Source organism: Streptomyces sp. PL-25, from assembly GCF_058344915.1.
Genome location: NZ_CP136997.1, coordinates 2711677 through 2734839, shown reverse-complemented (window position 1 = coordinate 2734839; position 23163 = coordinate 2711677). Strand labels below are relative to the sequence as shown.

Below are 23163 nucleotides of genomic sequence, written 5' to 3'. Positions count from 1 at the left end.
GGGCTGCCTCTCAGGCCGTACGGGTGGGGAGGACGTGCGTGTGGATGCGGACCTGCTCGCTGCCCGGGGTGTTCTCCTCCGGGGCCAGGGCCCGGTAGCTGTTCAGGAGCGCGTGCATCTTCTCGACGAGGTCGCGGGCGAGGTCGGGCGTCAGGCGCAGCGTCCAGTCGCTCATGTCCGAGGCCCTGCTCCAGCCCTCGCCCCAGTCGTTCCTGGTGGCGAGCCAGGTCGCCAGTTCCTGGGTGTGGTGGTTGGCGATCCCGTGCAGGAACAGGTCGGCGGCGCCGCGCACGGCCGGGTCGGGGTCCTTGAGGAGCTGTTCGTCGAAGCTCACGCCGTCGTGCGCGGCCCGCCACCAGCGCTCGCGGCCCTTGCCGTGCTCGGGCGCGTCCTCGATGAAGCCGTGCGCGGCGAGCTGGCGCAGGTGGTAGCTGGTGGCGCCGCTGGACTCGCCCAGGCCCGCGGCGAGTTGGGAGGCGGTGGCGGGGCCGCCCTGGCGCAGCGCGGTGAGCAGCTGCATCCGCAGGGGGTGGGCCAGCCCGCGGAGCGTCCGGGCGTCGAGGCGGCGGACCTCGGGCAGTTCGGGCTCGGGCAGTTCGGATTCGGGCGGCAGTGCGGATTCGGGCAGTTCGGATTCGGGCAGTCCAGGTTCGGCCATGCATGCAAAGGTAGCCTTGCAAAGGAATCCTTGCAAGGGCTTCTTTGCAACTAAGTCTTTGTATGCGGCCTGGGGGGCCTCCGTGAGCGCGGGACCCCCGCCGGGTCACTCCTCCGCCGCCTGCTCCACCAGCGGGATGATCCGCATCGGCACCGGGTTCTCCATCACGATCGCCGTGGAGGCGCGGACGATGCCCTCGATGCCCACCACCCGGTCGATCACCCGCTGGAGGTCGGCGTTGGAGCGGGCCACGAGACGGCACAGCATGTCGCCGGTGCCGGTGGTGGTGTGCAGCTCCAGCACCTCCGGCACGGTCGCCAGATGCGCCCGCACCCCCGCCCCCTGCCCCTGCCGGATCTGGAGCGTGGCGAAGGCGGTGACCGGATAGCCGAGCGCCGCCGGATCCACCTCGGGACCGAAGCCGCGGATGACGCCGCCCGAGCGGAGCCGGTCGAGCCGGGCCTGCGCCGTCCCGCGCGCCACCCCCAGCCGCCGGGACATCTCCAGCACACCGATCCGCGGCTCGCGCGCCAGCAGCACGATGATGCGGCCGTCCAGATGATCGATCGCCATCAGCCCGCCTCCCGGTGGTCATCCTGTACAGAAAGCCCGACGTCCCCGGGCGTTCACTGGACACCTTGCCCAGCGATTGTGCGAACTATTGCGCACCTTGCGGAGCCGGGTGACGCTTCGCCTATGACGCAGACCACACAGCACACTCCCGACGCGACCGCACGGCAGGCCGACCCCTTCCCGGTCAAGGGAATGGACGCGGTCGTCTTCGCCGTGGGCAACGCCAAGCAGGCGGCGCACTACTACTCCACCGCCTTCGGCATGACCCTGGTCGCCTACTCCGGACCGGAGAACGGCAGCCGCGAGACCGCGAGCTACGTCCTGGAGAGCGGCTCCGCCCGGTTCGTGTTCACCTCCGTGATCAAGCCCTCCACCCCCTGGGGCCACTTCCTCGCCCAGCACGTGGCCGACCACGGCGACGGCGTCGTCGACCTCGCCATCGAGGTCCCGGACGCGCGGGCCGCGTACACCTACGCCGTCGAGCACGGCGCGCGCTCGGTGACCGAGCCGTACGAGCTGAAGGACGAGCACGGCACGGTCGTCCTCGCCGCCATCGCCACCTACGGCGAGACCCGGCACACCCTGGTCGAGCGCAAGGGCTACGACGGCCCCTACCTGCCGGGCTTCACCTCCGCCGAGCCCATCGTGGCGCCGCCCGCCCAGCGCTCCTTCCAGGCGGTCGACCACTGCGTCGGCAACGTCGAACTCGGCCGGATGAACGAGTGGGTCGAGTTCTACAACAAGGTCATGGGCTTCACGAACATGAAGGAGTTCGTGGGCGACGACATCGCCACCGAGTACAGCGCGCTGATGTCGAAGGTGGTGGCCGACGGCACGCTCAAGGTCAAGTTCCCGATCAACGAGCCCGCCATCGCCAAGAAGAAGTCCCAGATCGACGAGTACCTGGAGTTCTACGGCGGCGCCGGCGTCCAGCACATCGCGCTGAACACCAACGACATCGTGCACACGGTCCGCCAGATGCGCGACGCCGGAGTCCGCTTCCTGGACACCCCGGACTCGTACTACGACACCCTCGGCGAGTGGGTCGGCGACACCCGGGTGCCCATCGACACCCTGCGCGAGCTGAAGATCCTCGCCGACCGCGACGAGGACGGCTACCTGCTCCAGATCTTCACCAAGCCGGTCCAGGACCGCCCGACGGTGTTCTTCGAGATCATCGAGCGGCACGGCTCCATGGGCTTCGGCAAGGGCAACTTCAAGGCCCTGTTCGAGGCGATCGAGCGCGAGCAGGAGCGCCGCGGCAACCTCTGACCGCACCGCACCTGACCGCACCGCACCGCGGTGCGCAGCGCTGCACCGCACCGCAGGCCCGGCCGCCCGTCCCGGCGGCCGGGCCTCGCCGTTGCGGGCCTATCCGGTGGCGTCCGCCGCCACCTCCACCCCCGCGGGCGCCTCCGCCGGCACCGGCTCGCCCAGTTCCGCCAGCGCCCGGCCGGCCTCCGGCGCCCAGAGCGGGGAGAAGGCCGGGGCGGTGCGCAGCGCCTGCTCCAGATGGCGGCGGGCCGGTCCGCTCAGCCCCAGCTCCACCTCGACCGCCCCCCGGTGGAACTCGTACAGCGCGTCGCGCACCCCGCCGCCCTGCGCCTCCTCCGTCGCCGTCGTCGCGAACTCCAGCGCCTCCTGGTCCTGCCCCGCCCGGTGCAGCGCCCAGCCCAGCGCGTCGGCCACCGCCGTGCCCGGCTGGCGCCGCCACTCCTCGCGCAGCCCGCGCACCGCCTCCTCGGGGTCCCCGTGGTCCGCCTCCAGCCGCCCGAGGGCCAGCGCGGTGTCCACCCCGGCCGCCTCCTCCTGCCCGGCCCGCTCCCGCACCCGCTCGTACTGCGCCCCGGCCGGTCCGTCCTGCCCCAGCGACTCGTACAGCTCGCCCAGTTCCAGCAGGTGTTCCGGGCGCGGCCGGTCGCCCAGCGCCCGCCGGTAGGCGGCCACGGCCTCCTCGGACCGGCCCAGCGAGGCCAGCGTCCGGGCCCGCCCCGCCAGGGCGTCCCGCCGGGCCGGGTCCAGGCGCAGCGCCGCCGTGAAGGAGCGCTGTGCCTCGTCGAGATCGCCGCGCTCCCAGGCGTAGCGCCCGGACTGCTCCAGGTACGCGGCCCGTTCCGCCGGTCCGGTCGCGGCCGCCACGGCGTCCGTGAGCTGGGCCGCCGCGTCCTCGCGCCAGCCGCGGTCCCGGTAGACGGCCGCGGCCCGCGCCCGCGCGGCGGGGGAGTGGTCCGCCTTCAGCAACTGCTCCAGATAGCGGCCGACGGCCTTGTGGTCACCGGTCCCGGTGCAGGCGGCGATGAGCAGCGCGTACGCCGCCCCGCGCCCCGGCGCCGACGCGAGCGCCTGCTGGGCCCAGGTGCGCGCCGTGGGGAAGTCCCGCCGCCCAAGGGCCAGCGCCGCCAGGGCGGCTGTCGCGTCCGCGTTGTGGTCCGGGCTCAGCCGCAGCGAAGTGCGCAGCGCCCGCTCGGCCGCCGGGAAGCCGGCCGGGTCCGCCGTGCGCCGCGCCCGCTCGACGTACGCCGCACCCAGCACCGCCCACGCCCGCGCATCCCCCGGGTGCGCCCGCACCCGCCGCTCCCGGTCGGCGATCAGCTCCGTCAGAGCGGGCAGTGCGGCCGGGACCCCGGCCGTGACCGCGTCCAGCGCCCCCGCCGGGCGGGCCGTCCGCGCCTCGCCCGGCGCCCCGGGCGTGGCCGGGCGCACCGCGGGGCGCTCAGCGGGCCGCGCGAGCAGGACCGCGCCCGCCGCACCGCCCAGCACGGCCAGCGCGACGAGGATCCGCGCCGCCGTCCGGCGCGTCGGGCGTCCCCCGCGCGCCGGGCGCATGGCCGGGTCCGGGGCCGGGGCGGGTTCCGGGGTCCGGTCCGGGGCCGGGGCGGGTTCCGGGGTCCATGCAGGCTTCTCCATGGCGCACACTGTGCGCCGCCGCGCCCGCGCACGCCCGGCGCGACCCGGTGGCGGCGCCGAGGGCCACCCGGCGGACGCAACCCGGCCGCCACCGGGCAGGGGCACCAGCAGGCCAGCCACCCCGCCGGGCCACCGGGCAGGGGTACGGGGCAGGCCCCCGCCGGGCCACCCGATAGGACCACCGGACAGGCCACCCCGCCGGGCCGCCCGACAGGACCACCAGGCAGGCCACCCGGCGGGCGGAGGGATCACGTCCGCGGGGTTCCCACCGGTCGCCGCGGGTGTCACGCTGTGATCATGAGCCGTATCCAAGCCGCACCCGACGCAGTGGAGGCCAACCTCACCGACCGGCTCCTCGCGGGCCTGCCGGCCGAGGCGGTCCTCACCGATCCCGACGTCACCGCCGCCTACGCCCAGGACATGGCGAGCTTCTGCCCGTCCGGCGCCCCGGCCGTGGTCGTCCTGCCGCGCACCGTGGAACAGGTCCAGCACGTCATGCGGACCGCCACCGAGCTGCGCGTCCCGGTCGTCCCGCAGGGCGCCCGCACCGGCCTGTCCGGCGCGGCCAACGCCTCTGACGGCTGCATCGTCCTCTCCCTGACCAAGATGGACCGCATCCTGGAGATCAACCCCGTCGACCGGATCGCGGTCGTCGAGCCCGGCGTCGTCAACGCCACCCTCTCCCGCGCGGTCAACGAACACGGCCTGTCCTACCCGCCGGACCCCTCCAGCTGGGAGATGTGCACCATCGGCGGCAACATCGGCACCGCCTCCGGCGGCCTGTGCTGCGTGAAGTACGGGGTCACCGCCGAGTACGTCCTCGGCCTGGACGTGGTGCTCGCCGACGGCCGCCTGCTGTCCACCGGCCGCCGCACCGCCAAGGGCGTCGCCGGGTACGACCTCACCCGGCTCTTCGTCGGCTCCGAGGGCTCGCTCGGCATCGTCGTGCGGGCCGTCCTCGCGCTCAAGCCGCAGCCGCCGCAGCAGCTCGTGCTGGCCGCCGAGTTCTCCTCCGCGAGTGCCGCCTGTGACGCGGTGTGCCGGATCATGGAGGGCGGCCATGTGCCCTCCCTGCTCGAGCTGATGGACCGTACGACGGTCAAGGCCGTGAACGACCTCGCCCGCATGGGCCTGCCGGAGACCACCGAGGCGCTGCTGCTCGCCGCGTTCGACACGCCCGACCCGGCCGCCGACCTCGCCGCCGTCGCCGCGCTGTGCGAGGCGGCCGGCGCCACCCAGGTCGTCCCCGCCGACGACGCCGCCGAGTCCGAACTGCTGCTCCAGGCCCGCCGGATGTCGCTGACCGCGCTGGAGGCGGTCAAGGGCACGACGATGATCGACGACGTGTGCGTGCCCCGCTCCCGGCTCGGCGAGATGCTCGACGGGGTCGAGCGGATCGCCGCGAAGTACGGGCTCACCATCGGCGTCTGCGCGCACGCCGGTGACGGCAACACCCACCCGACCGTCTGCTTCGACGCCCAGGACCCGGAGGAGTCGCGGCGCGCCCGCGAGTCCTTCGACGAGATCATGGCCCTCGGGCTGCGGCTGGGCGGCACCATCACCGGCGAGCACGGCGTGGGCGTCCTGAAGAAGGAGTGGCTGGCGCGCGAGATCGGGCCGGTCGGGGTGGAGATGCAGCGGGCCGTCAAACAGGTATTTGACCCGCTGAACCTCCTCAACCCCGGCAAGCTGTTCTGACCGCCGCCCGGTCCCCGTCCGCCTCGCCCGCTCTTCCTGCCCCTCCGGCTCACTGAGCGAGCAGTCCGGCCAGCCCCGCGTCGATGCCGAGCTGCTCGCCCTCGCTGCCCGGCGGCACCACCCGCAGGGTGCGCTCCAGCCAGGACGACACCTGCGCGGAAGGCGCCTCCAGCAGCGCCGTACCGGACGGCGAGCTGAGCGCCATCAGCACCACGCTGCGGCCCTCCGTCTTCGACGGCCACACCCGTACGTCGCCGTGGCCGCACGGCCGGAACACCCCCTCCACCAGCAGATCCCGGGCGAACGCCCAGTGCACCGGCTGACCGGAGTCGACATGGAAGTCGATGTGCACGGCGTACGGGTCGGCGGTGCGGTAGGAGAGCCGGGCCGGTACGGGGATCCCCCGCTCGGGCGACAGGATCAGCCTCAGCTCCAGTTCACGTTCCACCACGGTGTGTCGCATGGTTCTCGTCCTCTCCACTCATGACGCGTGACTCATGACGCGTGTCGCGTACGGCCCCGGGTGCGGGCCCGCACAGGGGGAGAGGCGCCCGGACGCCGGGCATTACGCGGGTCCGCGGAACTTTTTCCGCACCGGTCCGGGCAGCGGCGCTCGTGTCCGGGAGGTGACGCACATGTACGAGGGAGTGCCCGGAAAGGGGTGGGTCCGGCGGGACGGGCCGTGCCGGGTGCGCCGGTCTGATAGATGTGGAGGCCCCCAAGACGGCCCCCGAGCAGATACGGGACGACGGACATGAGCGCCCCAACCCCCGCACCAGGCGACGACAGGCCCCGCGAGGGGTACTACCCGGACCCGTCCATCCCCGGATACGTCCGGTACTGGAACGGTTCCTCCTGGGTGCCGGGCACCAGCCGGCCGGCCCCCGCCGACGGCGAGCCGCTCAGCCCGCCGCCCGGCGCGCGGCCCGCCGCGTCCGCGACCCCTGCGGTCGAGGAGACGGGCCCGCACTTCTTCGACGAGGACCCGCCCCCGGCGGCCGCCCGCCCGGAACCGGCGGCCGCGCCGTGGTCCGGCGACCCGGATCCGCACACCCCGTGGACCGCACCGGCCGGTCCCGACCCCCGGGTGGCCCACGCGAACTCCCCGGCGGGGGAGGGCGATCGGGGCCAGGGCCAGGGCCAGGGCCAGGGTCAGGTGCAGGGCCAGGTGCAGGGCGGTGGCGCCGCTCCGGCCCAGGACGGCGGCGGATCCGCCGGTACGTTCATGTTCCGGCGGCCGACCGCCGCCGACGCCCCGGCCAACGCTGCCGCCCCCGCTGCCCCCGCTGCTCCCACCGGTCCCGCTGCTCCGGCCGGTCCCGGCATCCCCGGGCCGGGCGGTCCCGTGGACGACGGCACCATGACCTTCCGGCCCGTCCCGCGCTCCGACCCGCCTCAGGCCGCGTCCGGGCAGCCCTCCGTGCCCGCCCAGGGCGCTCACAGTCCGGCCCCCGCACAGGCACAGGTCCAGCCGCAGCCGCAGGGTCCGGCCCAGCAGCAAGGCCCGGTGCGCGCCCAGCCCCCGAGCCCGGCACAGGGACACCCGCAGACCCACGGCCCCGCCCAGGCAGCAGGGCCCGCCCCGGCGCACGTACCCGCTCCCGCGTCGCCCGCCCCCGCGCCGGCCGCGCCCGTCGCCCCCGTGGCGCCGCTGCCCCACCAGGCCGCAGCGCCCCCGCACGCCGCCGCGGTGCCCGGCTCCCTCCCCTCCCCGGTGGCCGGCGGCCCCGGCGGCGGCCAGGCGTCCTGGGCGCAGCAGGTGCACCAGCTCGCGGGAGCCGGGGCCGGAGCGGGCCCCGGCGCGGCGGCCGAGGAACAGCCCGTGGCGCCCTGGAAGCCGCCGGTGGAGGACGTGTTCCAGGCCGCGGCGCGGCGGCAGGCGGCGGCCCGGCCGGCGGGCCTCGGCAAGCGGCTGGCCGCCCGCCTGGTCGACACCGTGCTGCTCGCGGGCGTCACCGCCGTGGCCGCCGTGCCGCTCGGCACCCGGGCCGTCGACCATGTCGACGCGAAGATCGACGCGGCCAAGCTCACCGGGCGCACGGTCACCGTCTGGCTGCTGGACGGTACGACGGCGGCGTACCTGGGTGTCGTCCTCGCCGTCCTGCTGCTCGCCGGGGTCCTCTACGAGGTGCTGCCCACCGCCAAGTGGGGCCGCACGCTCGGCAAGAAGCTCTGCGGACTCCAGGTGCGGGACATCGAGGGCCACGAGCCGCCGTCGTTCGGCCCGGCGCTGCGCCGCTGGCTGGTGTACAGCGTGCCCGGACTCCTGGGCGTGGGGATCGTGGGCGTCCTGTGGTGCCTGTTCGACCGGCCGTGGCACCAGTGCTGGCACGACAAGGCGGCGCACACCTTCGTGGCGGACTGAGCCGGCTGCGGGCCGGGGCGCCCACGGCCGTGCGCCCGCCGCTTGCCGCCTGCCCCCTGTCCCCTGCCGTCCGCCACCTGCCACCTGCCATCCGTCACCTGTCGTCCGTCATCCGTACGGATGCTCGCCGGATGCGCCCCGCCCGCGTTCGGGTTCCACTCGGCGCATGAGCACCGAACCGCCGCCCCCCGGCTCCGAACCGCCCGCGGGCTCCGGACCCCCGCCCGGAGGCGGGCCGCCGCCGGGCGGCCCGCCTCCGGGAAGCGGCAACCCGTACAGCGGCGGCGGCAATCCGTACAGCGGGGGAGGCGGCCCGTACGAGGGCGGCGGCGCCCACGAGGGCGGCGGCCCCTACGGTGGCGGAGGCGGCCCGTACGGCGGTGCCGGCGGGCCGTACGGCGGTGGGCCCTACGGCGGCGATCCGTACGGCGGTGGCCCGCCCCCCGGAGGCCCGCTCGCGGGGATGCCGCCGCTGGCGGAGAGCGGCAGGCGCACCCTCGCCCGGATCATCGACCTGGTCCTGGTCGGCATCGTCACCTGGGTGATCACCTGGGCGCTGCGCGTCAACGAGACGACGATGAACGCCGATCAGGTCGAGGTCGGTACGTCCATCGCGCAGTCGGTCGTCGGCGTCGTGCTCTACGTCGCCTACGACACCTTCATGATTTCCCGGTCGGGGCAGACGCTGGGCAAGAAGTGGCTGGGCATGCGGGTGGCGAACCTGAGCGACGGGTCGACGCCGTCCGCGGCCACCGCGCTGGGGCGCTCGGCGGTGCTCTGGGTGCCGTTCTGGTTCTGCTGCGCCTGCGTCTGGCTCGCGGTGTGCGGTGGCTGGAGCTACTTCGACCGGCCCTACAAGCAGGGCCTGCACGACAAGGCGGCCAAGACGGTGGTGGTCGGCACGGACCGGTGAGCCGGCGCGGCGTCAGGGACGCGCGAGGGTGCGGCGGTCCGGTCCGGCGGGCCCGACGACGGCTGCTAGCGGCGGGCCGGTGTCCGGGGGCGTCCGGTGGTCCGAGCCGCCGCGGCGGCGGCCACCGCGCCGGAGCCCGGCACCGCCGGGGCACCGGCCGCGGCGCTGCCGGCGGCGGCCGACGCGCGTGACTTCGGCAGCGGCACCGTCATGGCGACCAGGAGCCCCAGCGCGAGCGCCGCGAGGGCGATGACGGCGATCCCCACCCCCGAACTCGTCTGCGACAGCAGCAGCATGGCGAGCGTCGAGCAGATCACGGTGCAGGAGCCGTAGGCGAGCTGTGCGGCGGTCGGACGAGGCATGGCAATCGTGTCCTCGGAAGGATTGGGGGGTGCGACGGGGGCCGGCCTGGCGTCCCGTCCGCCGACTTCCGGGCGTTCCGCCACATCGACTGTAATCTCCTGGATGCCCCCGCGGAACGGCCGGTAAGCGTGACCTAACCCACGGTGCCGGTGCACAGGGGGCGCACGGATTCACGGTGCGCCCTCCCGGGCCCGTTCCACGCGCCGGGACGGTCACGGGCCCGCGTCCCGGCCGCGTCCGGGCCACCCGCGGCGCACCCCTGACCGTCCGTAAAGCGAACGAACGCTCCGCATAGTGCACTTGAACTGTCCAAGTCAAGGTCTGTCTTTTCTCGTAAACCTCTAGTCAAATGTCGTCACTTGACTAACACGCGTTGATCGCGCGCGGACTTTCTCGTGCCTCAGAGACCCCCCTTCCGCGCGTACGGACGCGTCAGGGGAGGACAGCAAGTGACCAGTAGACCCTGGACTTTCAGAGCTGCCGCGATCGGCGTCTCGCTCGCGGCGGCCGCCGCGACGTTCTCGACGTACGCCGTCGCGGAGGCCGCCACCACGGCCGGCTCTCCCGCCGCCGTGAACCGGCACGACCCGCAGCCGGTCGGGCAGCACGAGCACAACCTCGACGGACCGCTGAGCAAGACCCAGGAGGCCCAGCGCCAGGAGGCCCTCAGCCAGGTCATCTCCGGCAAGGCCAAGGTCCAGAACCGCAACGGTTCCAAGGTCGTCGGCCTCAAGAGCAAGAAGGGCGACACCAAGTACGTCGAGCTGGGCCGGGAGAAGACCGACAAGATCTTCACCATCCTGGTCGAGTTCGGCGACCAGACCGACCCGAAGTACGGCGGCACCGCCGGGCCGCTGCACAACCAGATAGCCGCGCCGGACCGCAAGAAGGACAACTCCACGGCCTGGCAGAAGGACTACGACCAGAAGCACTTCCAGGACCTGTACTTCGGCACCGGCAAGAACACCGAGTCGGTCAAGAAGTACTACGAGAAGCAGTCCTCGGGCCGCTACTCGGTGGACGGCGAGGTCTCGGACTGGGTCAAGGTCCCCTACAACGAGGCCCGTTACGGCTCGAACTACTGCGGCTCCACCAACTGCTCCAGCGTGTGGAACGTCGTCAGCGACGGCGTCAACGCCTGGGTGGCGCAGCAGAAGGCGGCCGGCAAGTCGGACGCCGCGATCAAGGCGGACCTGGCCAAGTACGACCAGTGGGACCGCTACGACTACGACGGCGACGGCAACTTCAACGAGCCGGACGGCTACATCGACCACTTCCAGATCGTGCACGCGGGCGAGGACGAGTCCGCGGGCGGCGGTGTCCAGGGCACCGACGCGATCTGGGCGCACCGCTGGTACGCGTACGGCACCGACGCCGGTTCCACCGGTCCGTCGGACAACAAGCTCGGCGGCGCGCAGATCGGTGACACCGGCGTCTGGGTCGGCGACTACACCATCCAGCCGGAGAACGGCGGACTCGGCGTCTACGCGCACGAGTACGGCCACGACCTCGGCCTGCCCGACGAGTACGACACCGCGGGCGGTGACAACTCCACCGGCTTCTGGACGCTGATGTCCTCCGGTTCCTGGCTGGGCCGGGGCGAGGACGCCATCGGCGACCTGCCCGGCGACATGAACGCCTGGGACAAGCTGCGTCTTGGCTGGCTGAACTTCGACACCGCCAAGGCCGGTGTGAAGTCCTGGCACAAGCTGGGCGTCTCCGAGTTCAACACCAAGTACCGGCAGGCCGTGGTGGTCTCGCTGCCCGACAAGGCGGTCACCACCGAGGTCGTCAAGCCCGCGCAGGGCGCCACCCAGTGGTGGAGCGGCAGCGGCGACGACCTGAAGAACACCCTGACCCGGTCCGTCGACCTGACCGGCAAGAAGTCGGCCACTCTCAGCCTCGACGGCTGGTACGACATCGAGGCCAACTACGACTTCCTCTACACCGAGGTCTCGACCGACGGCGGCGCCAACTGGACCGCCCTGGACGGCACCGTGGACGGCCAGGCCATCCCGCGTGACGGCAGCGACAAGCCGGCCCTGACCGGTTCGGTCGACGCGTACAAGAAGCTGGCGTACCCGCTGGACGCCTACGCGGGCCAGAAGATCCAGCTCCGCTTCCGCTACCAGACGGACGGCGGCGCCGCGCTCAAGGGCTTCGCGGCCGACGAGATCGCGGTGACCGCGGACGGCACGGCGCTCTTCTCCGACAACGCCGAGACCGAGGACGCCGCCTGGACGGCGAAGGGCTTCTCCCGCATCGGCGCGTCCTTCACCAAGGACTACGAGCAGTACTACATCGCGGAGAACCGCCAGTACGTCTCGTACGACACCACGCTGAAGACCGGTCCGTACAACTTCGGTTCGGCCAAGCGCCCCGACTGGGTCGAGCACTACCCGTACCAGAACGGTCTGCTGATCTGGAAGTACGACACCTCCCAGGCGGACAACAACACCAGCGTCCACCCGGGCACCGGTCTGATCCTCCCGGTCGACTCGCACCCGACGGCCCTGCGCTGGTCGGACGGCACCCTGCTGCGCAACCGCGTCCAGGCGTACGACTCGCCGTTCAGCCTGTACCGCACGGACGGCATCACCCTGCACAAGGCGGACGTCAAGACCAAGATCAAGTCGTCGAAGGGGGTGCCGGTCTTCAACGACCACACCAGCACCTACTACGACGCCTCGAACCCGACCGGCGGTGTCAAGATCACTGACACCAACACCCGGATCCAGATCACCAAGGAGGCCCACGACGGCTCCACGATCGAGCTGGAAGTCGGCCGCGCGGTGAAGTAAAGGTAAAAAACCCAGGTCAAAAGCGTATCGGCGGCAACCCCCTGGCGGGTTGCCGCCGATCGTGTTTAGGTGCCTGCTGTGGCTCTCTTATTGACACCGACCGGAACGGGGAAGTGACCGCATGGCCGCAGGAGGCTTCAGCAAACTGCCGAACGGCACCGTCGTGGTCGCCCTCAACCTGCCCAGTCCCGCCCCCGGGGGCACCGGCGGCGTCCGGGTGCTCGTGCTCGCCCGCAACCGCGCCCGCGCCCTGACCCGGCTGCGCAACCTCGGTCTGCGCGCCGTCTACCTGCGGGGCAACGCCGCCCCGCCCACCCCGGACGAGATCACCGCGGTGCTGCACCACCCCGACGGCCTCATCTGGCGCACCTCGCCCGCCGGCGGCGCCCCCGCCGGCCCCCCGGAGCTGTGGCACCCGATCAGGGCCCTGCTGCGCCCGCGCACCCCCGGAGCGGGCGTGAGCCCCGCCCAGGTCTGAGCGCGCCCGGAGCCGCTCGCCCGCCCCGCATCACCGCCCTAGGCGACGACGGGCTTGCCGGTCAGCTCGACGCCCGCCCGGCGCAGCTCCTCCAGGGCCCGCTCGGTGGTCTGCCCGGCCACGGCCGCGGTGAGGTCCAGCAGCACATGGGTGCGAAAGCCCTCGCGCGCCGCGTCCAGGGCGGTGGCGCGCACACAGTGGTCGGTGGCGATCCCGACCACGTCGACCTCCTCGACCTCCCTGGCCCGCAGCCAGTCGGCCAGGGACACGCCGTTCTCGTCGAAGCCCTCGAAGCCGCTGTAGGCGGCCGAGTAGGCGCCCTTGTCGAAGACGGCGTCGACCGCGCCGGAGGCGACGGCGGGCGCGAAGTTCGGGTGGAAGCCCACGCCCTCCGTGCCCGCCACGCAGTGCGGGGGCCAGGAGTCGACGTAGTCGGGGTGGTCCGAGAAGTGGCCGCCGGGCGCGATGTGGTGGTCGCGGGTCGCCACCACGTGCCGGTACCCGGCGGGGGCCTGCCCGATCAGTTCGGTGATCGCGGCGGCCACGTCGGCGCCGCCGGCCACCGCGAGGCTGCCTCCCTCGCAGAAGTCGTTCTGCACATCGACGACGATCAGGGCGCGGCGCATGTCGGGTGTCCTTCGGTTCCGGGGATCAGCGGGCTGGGCGGGGCCTGAGGGGCCTGGTCGGGGCAGAGGCGGTCATGCGCTCTAGCTACCCGACGCTCCGGTGGCGTACTCCGTCGGAAGGACGGGTTCCCCGCGCGAGAGCTGGGTGGCCGACAGCGGCAGCCCCGCGCGGGCCGCCACATGCCGGTCCCGTACGGCGTCCAGCGGCTCGCGGCGGACCACCTCGCCGCCCTTGACCAGCTCGACCTGGAGCTGCCGGTCGGCCAGCTCGACGGGGACCGGCCCGGTGCCCACCACCTCGGCCTCGGCGACGCCGTACGCGTCCAGGCGCCGGGCCGCCCACTTGCGGCCGCCGATGGAGGTCTTGCCGCCGCTGGACCGTTTCGCCACCGGCTTCAGCGGCGCATTCGGGTCGGCGGACTCGGCGCGGGCGACCAGCTTGTAGACCATGGAGCAGGTCGGGTGGCCGGAGCCGGTGACCAGCTGGGTGCCGACGCCGTAGGCGTCCACGGGCGCGGCGGCCAGCGAGGCGATGGCGTACTCGTCCAGGTCGGAGGTGACGACGATCCGCGTGTCGCGGGCGCCCAGCTCGTCGAGCTGCTGGCGCACCCGGTGCGCGACCAGCAGCAGGTCGCCGGAGTCGATGCGCACCGCGCCCAGCTCGGGCCCGGCCACCTCCACGGCTGTGCGCACGGCCTCGGTCACGTCGTAGGTGTCCACCAGCAGCGTCGTGTCCCGGCCCAGCGACTCCACCTGGGCGCGGAAGGCGTCCCGCTCGTTGTCGTGGACCAGGGTGAAGGCGTGGGCGGAGGTGCCGACGGTGGGGATGTTGTAGCGGAAGCCCGCGGCCAGGTCGGAGGTGGAGGCGAAGCCGCCGACGTAGGCGGCGCGGGAGGCGGCGACCGCGGCCAGCTCGTGGGTGCGCCGGGCGCCCATCTCGATCAGCGGCCGCTCCCCGGCCGCCGAGGACATCCGGGAGGCGGCGGCCGCGATGGCGGAGTCGTGGTTGAGGATCGACAGGATCACGGTCTCCAGCAGCACGCACTCGCCGAAGGAGCCCTCCACCCGCATGACGGGGGAGCCCGGGAAGTAGACCTCGCCCTCGGGGTAACCCCAGATGTCGCCGCTGAACCGGTAGTCGGCCAGCCACTGGAGCGTCGGCTCGTCCACGACCTGCTTCTCGCGCAGATAGCCGAGGACGTCCGGGTCGAAGCGGAAGTTCTCCACCGCGTCCAGCACCCGGCCGGTTCCGGCCACGACGCCGTAGCGGCGGCCCTCGGGCAGCCGCCGGGTGAAGACCTCGAAGACGCTGCGCCGCTCGGCCGTCCCGGCCTTCAGGGCGGCCCGCAGCATCGTCAGCTCGTAGTGGTCGGTGAAGAGCGCCGTAGAGGGAACATCCACCGGCAGCCCAAGGTCCGCTGTGTTCATGACCGAGAAGCGTACTCCCATTTCGTCAGTCTGACGATTTAGGGATGCGGCCAGCTCGTTTGTGCTCCCGCGCCCCGGTAGTGGCAGCATGGGCCTTGTGACGTCAGCCGCACCCATCGAGATCGAGAAGACCGAGTCGGCACAGGAGGTCTTCGCCGTACCCGAGCCCGACGTCCCCTGGGTGACGATCGTGCACAACGATCCCGTCAATCTGATGAGCTACGTCACCTATGTCTTCCAGACGTACTTCGGGTACTCGAAGGACAAGGCGACCAAGCTCATGCTCGACGTCCACCACAAGGGCCGGGCGGTCGTCTCCAGCGGCACCCGCGAGGAGATGGAGCGGGACGTTCAGGCCATGCACGGCTACGGCCTGTGGGCCACCCTCCAGCAGGACCGCAAGTAGCCAAGCGGCCGGTGGCGCACGCGCCGACGACGGCCCGGACCGGAAGCAGCGAATCCCCTCCATGCCCGGACACTTCGAACCGCTCCCCGGCGGCGGCGCGGCCGTCGCCCTCGACGACGTCGAGATCTCCATCATCCGTTCGCTGGCGATCCAGCTCCTGGAGCTGATCGGCCCCGGGCCCGCCGAGGACGAGGGCGGCGACCCGCTCGCCGAGCTGTTCGCCGAGGGCCCGAGCGAGCCGCCCGCCGACCCGGTGCTCAGAAGGCTCTTCCCGGACGCCTACGGCGACCCCGGGCAGCCGCCGGCCAGCGCCGAGGAGGCCGCCGAGCAGCGTGCGCACGCGGCCGAGTTCCGCCGCTTCACCGAGAACGACCTGCGGGCCGGCAAGCGCGAGAACGCCCTCGCGGTGATCCACTCGCTCAACGCCCTCGCCGCCTCCGGTGAGGGCGGCGCGGTGCTGAAGCTGTCCCCGGAGGAGTCCCGGCGCTGGCTCGGCGCCCTGAACGACCTGCGCCTGGCCATCGCCTCCCGGCTGGAGATCGGCGACGAGGACGACGCCGACGACCTCTACCGGCTGCCGGACGAGGACCCGCGCAAGCCGATGGTGATGGCGTACCTGTGGCTGGGCGGCCTCCAGGAGACCCTGGTCTCCACCTTCATGCCCTGAGGTGTCCCGAGGCGCCCCGGGTGTCCCGAGGTGTCCTGGGCGCTCTTCCCCCGCCTGCCCGGATCGTCCTGTTCCGGGCAGATTCGCCGTCCGCTCAGAGGATGCTCAAATCCGGATAACGATCGCGTCACCGCGACCGGCTCATATCGGCCGGTCGCGAGTGTTTTGTCCGCTTTTCCTGGTTCTCCTGGTGTCGTGAACCACACGTACGTCCTGCGATCAGTGGTTCGAGCGTGATAAATCTTCACGACCGCCCGGCGAACACCACCCACGTTCGCCCGGGTGCGCCACCGAGCCGCCCACCAGCGGCCAGGCACAACTCCATTTCAGTCCGGGGGGATCGCGACCCGATCCGCGGCCGACAGACGGCCCGGGTCGGCATGGAGAAAGGCGCACGACACATGACCTCAGCGCGGGTCGAGAAAGAACGCGCCGGCACGGAGGCCGTGCCGGACGGCGAGGGGTATCAGCGCGGGCTCGGTGCCCGGCAGATCCAGATGATCGCCATCGGCGGTGCCATCGGCACCGGTCTGTTCCTCGGTGCGGGCAAGAGCATCTCCAAGGCCGGACCCAGCATCATCCTGGCGTACGCGGTCGCCGGCTTCGTCATCTTCCTCATCATGCGGGCGCTCGGCGAGCTGCTGATGTACCGCCCGGTCTCCGGTTCCTTCTCGGAGTACGCGCGCCAGTTCATCGGCCCCTTCGCGGGCTTCGTGACCGGCTGGACCTACTGGCTGTTCTGGGTCGTCACCGGCATCACCGAGGTCACCGCGGCGGCGGCGTACATGACGTACTGGTTCGAGATCCCGCAGTGGGTCTCGGCGCTGGTCTTCACCGTCGTGCTCTACGGCGCCAACCTGATCTCCGTGAAGCTCTTCGGCGAGCTGGAGTTCTGGTTCTCCATGGTCAAGGTCACCGCCATCATCGGCATGATCCTGATCTGCGTGGGCGTCCTCACGATCGGCTTCTCCGACGCGGGCGACACCGCCTCCGTCTCGCACCTGTGGAACGAGGGCGGCTTCTTCCCGCACGGCGTCGGCAACACGCTGATGACCCTCCAGATGGTGATGTTCGCCTTCCTCGCCGTCGAGCTGGTCGGTGTGACGGCGGGTGAGTCCAAGGACCCCAGGACCGTGCTGCCCCGGGCGATCAACACCGTGCCGTGGCGCATCGCCGTCTTCTACGTCGGCGCGCTGATCATGATCCTGTCGGTCGTGCCGTGGACCGCCTTCCACGCCGGCGAGAGCCCCTTCGTGGTCGCCTTCCAGAAGATGGGCCTGCCCGCCGGCGCCGGCATCGTGAACTTCGTGGTGCTCACCGCCGCCCTGTCCTCCTGCAACTCGGGCATGTACTCCACCGGCCGCATGCTGCGCGACCTCGCGCTCAACAGCCAGGGACCGCGCTTCTTCACCAGGCTGACCAGCAGCGGCACCCCGCTGATCGGCACGACGTTCTCCGCCGCGCTGATGCTGGTGGGCGTCTGGATCAACTACCAGTGGCCGGGCAAGGCGTTCGACTACGTGGTGTCCTTCGCGACCATCTCCGGCATGTGGGCCTGGATCGTCATCCTGGTCTGCCAGATCCGCTACCGCCGCAAGTCCGACCGCGGCGAGCTGCCCGTCTCGGAGTTCCGCGCCCCCGGCGGCGTCTGGGCCAGCGTGTTCGCGCTCGCCTTCATCGGCATGGTGATCGTGCTGATGGGCATCGACAAGGACGCCCGGGTCTCGCTGTACTGCGCGCCGGTGTGGGGCCTGGTCCTCGCCGTCGCCTACCTGGTGCTCAAGCGCCGCAACCCGGAGGCCGCCGCCTTCAGCAGGCGCTGACCTCCTCCCGCAGGACGTCCGGCCGGAGCGGCCGCTCGTGGGAACCGCTCCGGCCGCCGCTCAGGGCGTCCGGCATATGGGCCGTCCCGTACCACTCACCGGTACGGGGCGGCCCGTCCGCCTTCCGCCGGGCGTGACCGGCGCGCCGCGGGCCGTTCTGCTTTCCTGCTTATCCTGTGGCCCATGCTGACCATCACCCAGTCGCTCCACGACCAGATCGTCGCCCACGCCCGCGCGGACCACCCCGACGAGGCGTGCGGAGTGGTCGCCGGACCCGTCGGCACCGGACGCCCCGAGCGGTTCGTCCCGATGCTGAACGCGGCCCGCTCGCCCACCTTCTACGAGTTCGACTCGCAGGACCTGCTCAAGCTCTACCGCGAGATGGACGACCGCGACGAGGAGCCGGTGATCATCTACCACTCCCACACCGCGACCGAGGCGTACCCCTCGCGCACCGACGTCTCCTACGCCAACGAGCCCGGCGCCCACTACGTCCTGGTGTCCACCGCCGACACCGACGAGGCGGGCCCGTTCCAGTTCCGCTCGTTCCGCATCGTGGAGGGCGAGGTCACCGAGGAGGAGGTGACGGTCGTGGCGGCGTACTGACAGGGCGCGTCTCGCACCGCGGATGCCGGGCGTCCGCAGGGTGAGATCACATTCCAGGGTGCGGACCGGGAATCGATACGATGAGCCCATGGTTCTCCACGACGTGAGCGACGAGATCCCGGGCACGCTGCTCGTGGCGCGGCTGCACGTCGACCTGTGCAGGTTGAACAGCGCCATCTGTTGACGTTCCCTGCCGCCGCCGTACGGCCGTGAGCCGCGGCGCTCCCCGGGGGCCGAACGCCCGGGGGCCCTTTCTCGCGCGCCCCCCGATCCGACGACATCTTCCTGACAGGAGCCCGCACCCATGGCCATCGAGGTCCGCATCCCGACCATCCTCCGCACCTACACCGACGGGCAGAAGGCCGTGGAGGGCAACGGGGAGACCATCGCCGCGCTCTTCGCCGACCTGGAGGTCCGGCACCCGGGCATCCAGGCGCGCATCGTGGACGGCGAGCAGCTGCGCCGCTTCGTCAACGTCTACCTGAACGACGAGGACGTCCGCTTCCTGGACGGCATCAGCACCAAGCTCGCCGACGGCGACAACGTGACGATCCTGCCGGCGGTCGCCGGCGGCATGCGCTGAACGGCCGCTGAGCAGCGATGCGCTACGACTCCCCGCTGGCCGCGGTGGGCAACACCCCTCTGGTGCGCCTGCCGCGGCTCTCGCCGTCCGCCGACGTCCGTATCTGGGCGAAGCTGGAGGACCGCAACCCGACCGGCTCGGTCAAGGACCGCCCCGCCCTGCACATGATCGAGCAGGCGGAGAAGGACGGCCGGCTCACCCCGGGCTGCACGATCCTCGAACCCACCTCGGGCAACACCGGCATCTCGCTGGCCATGGCGGCGAAGCTCAAGGGCTACCGCATGGTGTGCGTGATGCCCGAGAACACCTCCCAGGAGCGCCGCGACCTGCTCGGTATGTGGGGAGCGGAGATCATCTCCTCCCCGGCGGCGGGCGGCTCCAACACCGCCGTGCGCGTCGCCAAGGAGCTGTCCGCCGAGCACCCCGACTGGGTGATGCTCTACCAGTACGGCAACCCGGACAACGCGGGCGCGCACTACGCGACCACCGGCCCGGAGATCCTGGCCGACCTGCCCTCCGTCACCCACTTCGTGGCGGGCCTGGGCACCACCGGCACCCTGATGGGCGTCGGCCGCTATCTGCGCGAGCACAAGCCGGACGTGCGGATCGTCGCCGCCGAGCCGCGCTACGACGACCTGGTGTACGGCCTGCGCAACCTCGACGAGGGCTTCGTCCCCGAGCTGTACGACGCCTCCGTGCTGACCACCCGCTTCTCGGTCGGCTCCGCCGACGCCGTCACCCGTACCCGGGAACTGCTCCAGCAGGAGGGGATCTTCGCGGGCGTCTCCACCGGCGCCGCGCTGCACGCCGCGATCGGCGTGGGCCGCAAGGCGGTCGCGGCGGGGGAGAGCGCCGACATCGTCTTCGTCGTCGCCGACGGCGGCTGGAAGTACCTGTCCACCGGCGTCTACACCGCGGCCACCACACAAGAGGCCATCGAGACGCTCCAGGGCCAGCTCTGGGCCTGACCACCGCGTCGGCGCCCCGCCCGCAGGAGCCGTGAGGCCGGTCCTGGAAGGGCCGTGAGGCCGGTCCCGGAAGGGCTGTGAGAGCGGTCCCGGAAGGGCCGTGAGCCCGGTCCGGACCGGGCCCGGCCCGTCTCAAGCACGTCCCAGCCCCCTCCCACGAGGGGGCCAATCTCATCCTATGGAGGGGCAAAGAAATCCCTCCGGTACTGCCGTCCCCCGGCGGCCCGGGGCTACGTTCCTGGCGCACCCTGTCATGTCACGATCACGCGGCGTACAGGGTGTGGAGTGTCATGCTCATGACTGCGCGGCTACCGCCGCACGCGCGTCACGGGCTGCCCGACCAGTGCGATCCCCACGTCAACGGAGGCAGTACCCCCATGCGTGAGTCACGCCCGAGCAGCCGGAGACGGAGTCCGCGCCGACTCCTCGCCGTCGCCTTCCCCGCCCTCGCCCTCACGGTCACCGGGTTCGTCGCGGCACCGACCGCAGGGGCGGCCCAGCCCGCCGCCGCGCACCCGGACACCGGCAGGACCGCCCAGAACGCGCACGCCCTCACCGCCCCCGAGCGGCAGGTCCTGCACAGCACCGGTACCGCAGGACAGAAGGTCCCCACGACCCGGCTGTGCGCCGACGCCCGGCCCGGCGAGGCCAGTTGCTTCGCCCAGCGCCGCACCGACATCCAGCAGCGGCTGGCCTCGGCGCTCGCCGCCGCGCCCTCCGGCCTCTCCCCGGCCAACCTGCACAGCGCCTACAACCTGCCCTCCTCGGGCGGCTCCGGCCTGACGGTCGCGGTGGTCGACGCCTACAACGACCCCAACGCCGAGTCCGACCTGGCCACCTACCGCTCGCAGTTCGGCCTGTCCGCCTGCACCAAGGCCAACGGCTGCTTCAAGCAGGTCAGCCAGACCGGCTCCACCACCTCCCTGCCGACCAACGACAGCGGCTGGGCCGGTGAGGAGGCGCTCGACATCGACATGGTCAGCGCGGTCTGCCCCAACTGCAACATCATCCTGGTGGAGGCCGACTCGCCCACCGACGCCGACCTCGGCACCGCCGAGAACGAGGCCGTCGCGCTCGGCGCCAAGTTCGTCTCCAACAGCTGGGGCGGCGACGAGGAGTCCTCGCAGACCAGCCTGGACAGCCAGTACTTCAAGCACCCGGGCGTCGCGATCACCGTCTCCTCGGGCGACTCCGGCTACGGCGCCGAGTACCCGGCGACCTCCCAGTACGTGACCGCCGTCGGCGGCACCGCGCTCACCACCGCGTCCAACTCCCGCGGCTGGAACGAGACGGTCTGGAACACCAACTCCACCGAGGGCACCGGCTCAGGCTGCTCCGCCTACGACCCGAAGCCGAGCTGGCAGACCGACACCGGCTGCGCCAAGCGCATGGAGGCCGACGTCTCCGCGGTCGCCGACCCGGCCACCGGCGTCGCCGTCTACGACACCTACGGCGGCAGCGGCTGGGCCGTCTACGGCGGCACCAGCGCCTCCGCGCCGATCATCGCCGGCGTCTACGCCCTGGCGGGCACCCCGGGCGCGGGCGACTACCCGGCGAAGTATCCCTACGGCCACACCGGCAACCTGAACGACGTGACCAGCGGCTCCAACGGCTCCTGCTCCACCGCCTACTTCTGCCGGGCGGCCGCCGGCTACGACGGCCCGACCGGCTGGGGCACCCCCAGCGGCACCGCCGCCTTCACCGCGGGCGGCTCCACCGGCAACACGGTCACCGTCACCGACCCCGGCAGCCAGTCCACCACCGTCGGCGGCTCCGTCAGCCTCCAGATACACGCCACCGACAGCGCGGGCGCGGCCCTCACCTACACCGCCACCGGCCTGCCGGCCGGCCTGTCCGTCAACGGCTCCACCGGCCTGATCACCGGCACCGCCTCCACCGCCGGGACCTACCAGGTCACGGTCACCGCGAAGGACTCCACCGGCGCCACCGGCTCCGCCTCCTTCACCTGGACCGTCGGCACCGGCGGGGGCGGCACCTGCACCGCCGCCCAGCTGCTCGGCAACCCCGGCTTCGAGTCGGGCGGCTCCTCCTGGACCGCCTCCAGCGGCGTCATCACCACCGACAGCGGTGAGGCCGCCCACGGCGGCTCGTACAAGGCATGGCTCGACGGCTACGGCACCACGCACACCGACACCCTGTCCCAGACGGTGACGATCCCGGCGGGCTGCAAGGCCACCCTCACCTACTACCTGCACGTCGACACGGCGGAGACCACCCGCACCACCGCCTACGACAAGCTGACGGTGACCGCGGGCGGCAAGACCCTGGCCACCTACTCCAACCTGGACGCGGCCACCGGCTACGCGCAGAAGACCGTCGACCTGTCGTCGCTGGCGGGCTCCAGCGCCACGCTGAAGTTCAGCGGCGCCGAGGACGGCTCCCTGCAGACCAGCTTCGTCGTCGACGACGCGGCCCTGACGACCGGCTGACCGCCCCGCCCGCCGCGCACCGGCACACAGCCGGTCACCCACCGGCACACCGCTGATCACGCGTCCGTACACCTGCTGGTCACGCGCGTCCGTACACCTGCTGGTCACGGACCCGCACACCGCGACCCCGGCCGGAGCCACCGGCCGGGGTCCCGGCGTGCGCGGGGCCGGGGATCCTGATGTGCTGGAGAAACGTCACATCGGCACCAGGGCACCGGCCACCGGGAACGGGACAGCAGAAAGGCGGCCCCCATGCGCCGTACGACGCTCCACCGCACCACCCTCGCCACCGCCGCGACGGCGACGGCCCTGCTCCTCGCGTCCTGCGGCACACCGCAGGACGGCAAGGGCGGCGGCGGATCCCCGGGCACCACGGCCCCCGCCTCCGCACCGGCCGCGACAGCCCCCACGAACCCCAGGACCCCCGCGACCCCCACGGTCTCCGCGAGCGGCGGGAGCACCGCGCCCTCCGCCCCGGCCTCCCCGCCGGCCTCCGCCTCCGCGCCGACCCCGCCCGGCTGCACCGGCCACGCCGACCTGACCGCCGCCGACGGCGGCCGCACCGTCTGCCTCACCGTCGGCGGCTATCTGCGGCTCACCCTGGACGGCACCGAGGACCGCCCCTGGACACCCGTGACGCTCAGCGGTGGCGGTGGCGTCCTCAAGGGCGCCGACGCCGGCATCGTGATCCTGCCGGGCGACGCGCTCGCCGCCTACACCGCCACCGCCCCCGGCACGGCCCGCCTGACGTCCTCGCGCCGCTTGTGCGCGAACTCGCCCGGCACCATGGCCTGCCAGGGCATCGCGCAATGGACGGTCACCGTACGGGTGGCCCGGCCGTGAGAGCGTT

22 protein-coding genes are annotated in these 23163 nt (G+C 72.5%); 15 read left to right on the top strand and 7 right to left on the bottom strand.

The features are described 5' to 3' along the window. Positions 1 to 10 precede the first annotated feature (10 nt). Both R4Z62_RS12170 and R4Z62_RS12165 read right to left on the bottom strand, forming a co-directional pair. Positions 11 to 658 (bottom strand): ArsR/SmtB family transcription factor, encoded by a 648-nt coding sequence (locus R4Z62_RS12170; RefSeq protein ID WP_237305352.1) that lies wholly within the window; start codon positions 656 to 658, stop codon positions 11 to 13. 105 nt (positions 659 to 763) lie between these two features. Beyond that, the gene (locus R4Z62_RS12165) at positions 764 to 1231 is read right to left on the bottom strand and encodes an Lrp/AsnC family transcriptional regulator (protein WP_018565552.1); all 468 of its coding nucleotides are present in this window, start codon (positions 1229 to 1231) and stop codon (positions 764 to 766) included. A 123-nt stretch (positions 1232 to 1354) separates the two neighbouring features. Here R4Z62_RS12165 and hppD point away from each other — a divergent pair, with 123 nt between their 5' ends. Next, on the top strand, positions 1355 to 2503 hold the full coding sequence (gene hppD / locus R4Z62_RS12160) for a 4-hydroxyphenylpyruvate dioxygenase (protein WP_064533373.1): 1149 nt from the start codon (positions 1355 to 1357) through the stop codon (positions 2501 to 2503). A gap of 99 nt (positions 2504 to 2602) precedes the next feature. Here the strand turns inward: hppD and R4Z62_RS12155 are convergent, their stop codons facing one another. Then, positions 2603 to 4057 (bottom strand): tetratricopeptide repeat protein, encoded by a 1455-nt coding sequence (locus R4Z62_RS12155; RefSeq protein ID WP_491521862.1) that lies wholly within the window; start codon positions 4055 to 4057, stop codon positions 2603 to 2605. Between the two features lie 372 nt (positions 4058 to 4429). On the opposite strand from R4Z62_RS12155, the gene R4Z62_RS12150 reads away from it, so the two are divergent. After that, positions 4430 to 5836 (top strand): FAD-binding oxidoreductase, encoded by a 1407-nt coding sequence (locus R4Z62_RS12150; protein WP_064533372.1) that lies wholly within the window; start codon positions 4430 to 4432, stop codon positions 5834 to 5836. Positions 5837 to 5885: 49 nt separating this feature from the next. Here R4Z62_RS12150 and R4Z62_RS12145 read toward each other — a convergent pair whose 3' ends face one another. Continuing rightward, complete coding sequence (locus R4Z62_RS12145; protein ID WP_064533371.1) at positions 5886 to 6299, bottom strand: SsgA family sporulation/cell division regulator; 414 nt, start codon at positions 6297 to 6299, stop codon at positions 5886 to 5888. A gap of 291 nt (positions 6300 to 6590) precedes the next feature. Here R4Z62_RS12145 and R4Z62_RS12140 point away from each other — a divergent pair, with 291 nt between their 5' ends. Together R4Z62_RS12140 and R4Z62_RS12135 are read left to right on the top strand one after the other, a co-directional pair. Continuing rightward, positions 6591 to 8201, top strand: a complete 1611-nt coding sequence (locus R4Z62_RS12140; RefSeq protein ID WP_491519813.1) for an RDD family protein — start codon at positions 6591 to 6593, stop codon at positions 8199 to 8201. A 166-nt stretch (positions 8202 to 8367) separates the two neighbouring features. Then, positions 8368 to 9114 (top strand): RDD family protein, encoded by a 747-nt coding sequence (locus R4Z62_RS12135; RefSeq protein ID WP_382848385.1) that lies wholly within the window; start codon positions 8368 to 8370, stop codon positions 9112 to 9114. Between the two features lie 65 nt (positions 9115 to 9179). Here the strand turns inward: R4Z62_RS12135 and R4Z62_RS12130 are convergent, their stop codons facing one another. Beyond that, positions 9180 to 9476 (bottom strand): hypothetical protein, encoded by a 297-nt coding sequence (locus tag R4Z62_RS12130; RefSeq protein ID WP_382848387.1) that lies wholly within the window; start codon positions 9474 to 9476, stop codon positions 9180 to 9182. A 450-nt stretch (positions 9477 to 9926) separates the two neighbouring features. Between R4Z62_RS12130 and R4Z62_RS12125 the strand changes: the two genes are divergently transcribed. Both R4Z62_RS12125 and R4Z62_RS12120 read left to right on the top strand, forming a co-directional pair. After that, on the top strand, positions 9927 to 12278 hold the full coding sequence (locus tag R4Z62_RS12125; protein WP_382848388.1) for an immune inhibitor A domain-containing protein: 2352 nt from the start codon (positions 9927 to 9929) through the stop codon (positions 12276 to 12278). 121 nt (positions 12279 to 12399) lie between these two features. After that, a complete protein-coding gene (locus R4Z62_RS12120) occupies positions 12400 to 12756 on the top strand; it encodes a hypothetical protein (protein WP_064533366.1) in 357 nt (118 codons plus the stop codon). A 38-nt stretch (positions 12757 to 12794) separates the two neighbouring features. Here R4Z62_RS12120 and R4Z62_RS12115 read toward each other — a convergent pair whose 3' ends face one another. Together R4Z62_RS12115 and R4Z62_RS12110 are read right to left on the bottom strand one after the other, a co-directional pair. Further along, complete coding sequence (locus tag R4Z62_RS12115; RefSeq protein WP_064533365.1) at positions 12795 to 13382, bottom strand: isochorismatase family protein; 588 nt, start codon at positions 13380 to 13382, stop codon at positions 12795 to 12797. 81 nt (positions 13383 to 13463) lie between these two features. Next, on the bottom strand, positions 13464 to 14810 hold the full coding sequence (locus R4Z62_RS12110; protein WP_491519812.1) for a nicotinate phosphoribosyltransferase: 1347 nt from the start codon (positions 14808 to 14810) through the stop codon (positions 13464 to 13466). 88 nt (positions 14811 to 14898) lie between these two features. Between R4Z62_RS12110 and clpS the strand changes: the two genes are divergently transcribed. From clpS to R4Z62_RS12065, 9 genes are all read left to right on the top strand, one after another. Continuing rightward, positions 14899 to 15216, top strand: coding sequence for an ATP-dependent Clp protease adapter ClpS (gene clpS, locus R4Z62_RS12105; protein ID WP_026252159.1), 318 nt, complete (start codon positions 14899 to 14901; stop codon positions 15214 to 15216). 61 nt (positions 15217 to 15277) lie between these two features. Continuing rightward, complete coding sequence (locus R4Z62_RS12100) at positions 15278 to 15883, top strand: DUF2017 domain-containing protein (RefSeq protein WP_064533364.1); 606 nt, start codon at positions 15278 to 15280, stop codon at positions 15881 to 15883. A 401-nt stretch (positions 15884 to 16284) separates the two neighbouring features. Then, positions 16285 to 17706, top strand: coding sequence for an amino acid permease (locus R4Z62_RS12095; protein WP_385501716.1), 1422 nt, complete (start codon positions 16285 to 16287; stop codon positions 17704 to 17706). 183 nt (positions 17707 to 17889) lie between these two features. Beyond that, a complete protein-coding gene (locus tag R4Z62_RS12090; RefSeq protein ID WP_389598723.1) occupies positions 17890 to 18312 on the top strand; it encodes a M67 family metallopeptidase in 423 nt (140 codons plus the stop codon). A gap of 88 nt (positions 18313 to 18400) precedes the next feature. Beyond that, a complete protein-coding gene (locus R4Z62_RS12085; RefSeq protein WP_018565569.1) occupies positions 18401 to 18496 on the top strand; it encodes a putative leader peptide in 96 nt (31 codons plus the stop codon). A 120-nt stretch (positions 18497 to 18616) separates the two neighbouring features. Then, a complete protein-coding gene (locus R4Z62_RS12080; RefSeq protein ID WP_018565570.1) occupies positions 18617 to 18895 on the top strand; it encodes a MoaD/ThiS family protein in 279 nt (92 codons plus the stop codon). Positions 18896 to 18912: 17 nt separating this feature from the next. Next, a complete protein-coding gene (locus R4Z62_RS12075; RefSeq protein ID WP_355477065.1) occupies positions 18913 to 19863 on the top strand; it encodes a PLP-dependent cysteine synthase family protein in 951 nt (316 codons plus the stop codon). A 377-nt stretch (positions 19864 to 20240) separates the two neighbouring features. Further along, positions 20241 to 22313: a putative Ig domain-containing protein gene (locus tag R4Z62_RS12070; protein WP_491519811.1), complete on the top strand. Its 2073-nt coding sequence runs from the start codon at positions 20241 to 20243 to the stop codon at positions 22311 to 22313. Positions 22314 to 22565: 252 nt separating this feature from the next. Beyond that, positions 22566 to 23156 (top strand): hypothetical protein, encoded by a 591-nt coding sequence (locus tag R4Z62_RS12065; protein WP_491519810.1) that lies wholly within the window; start codon positions 22566 to 22568, stop codon positions 23154 to 23156. The last annotated feature ends 7 nt before the right edge of the window (positions 23157 to 23163 follow it).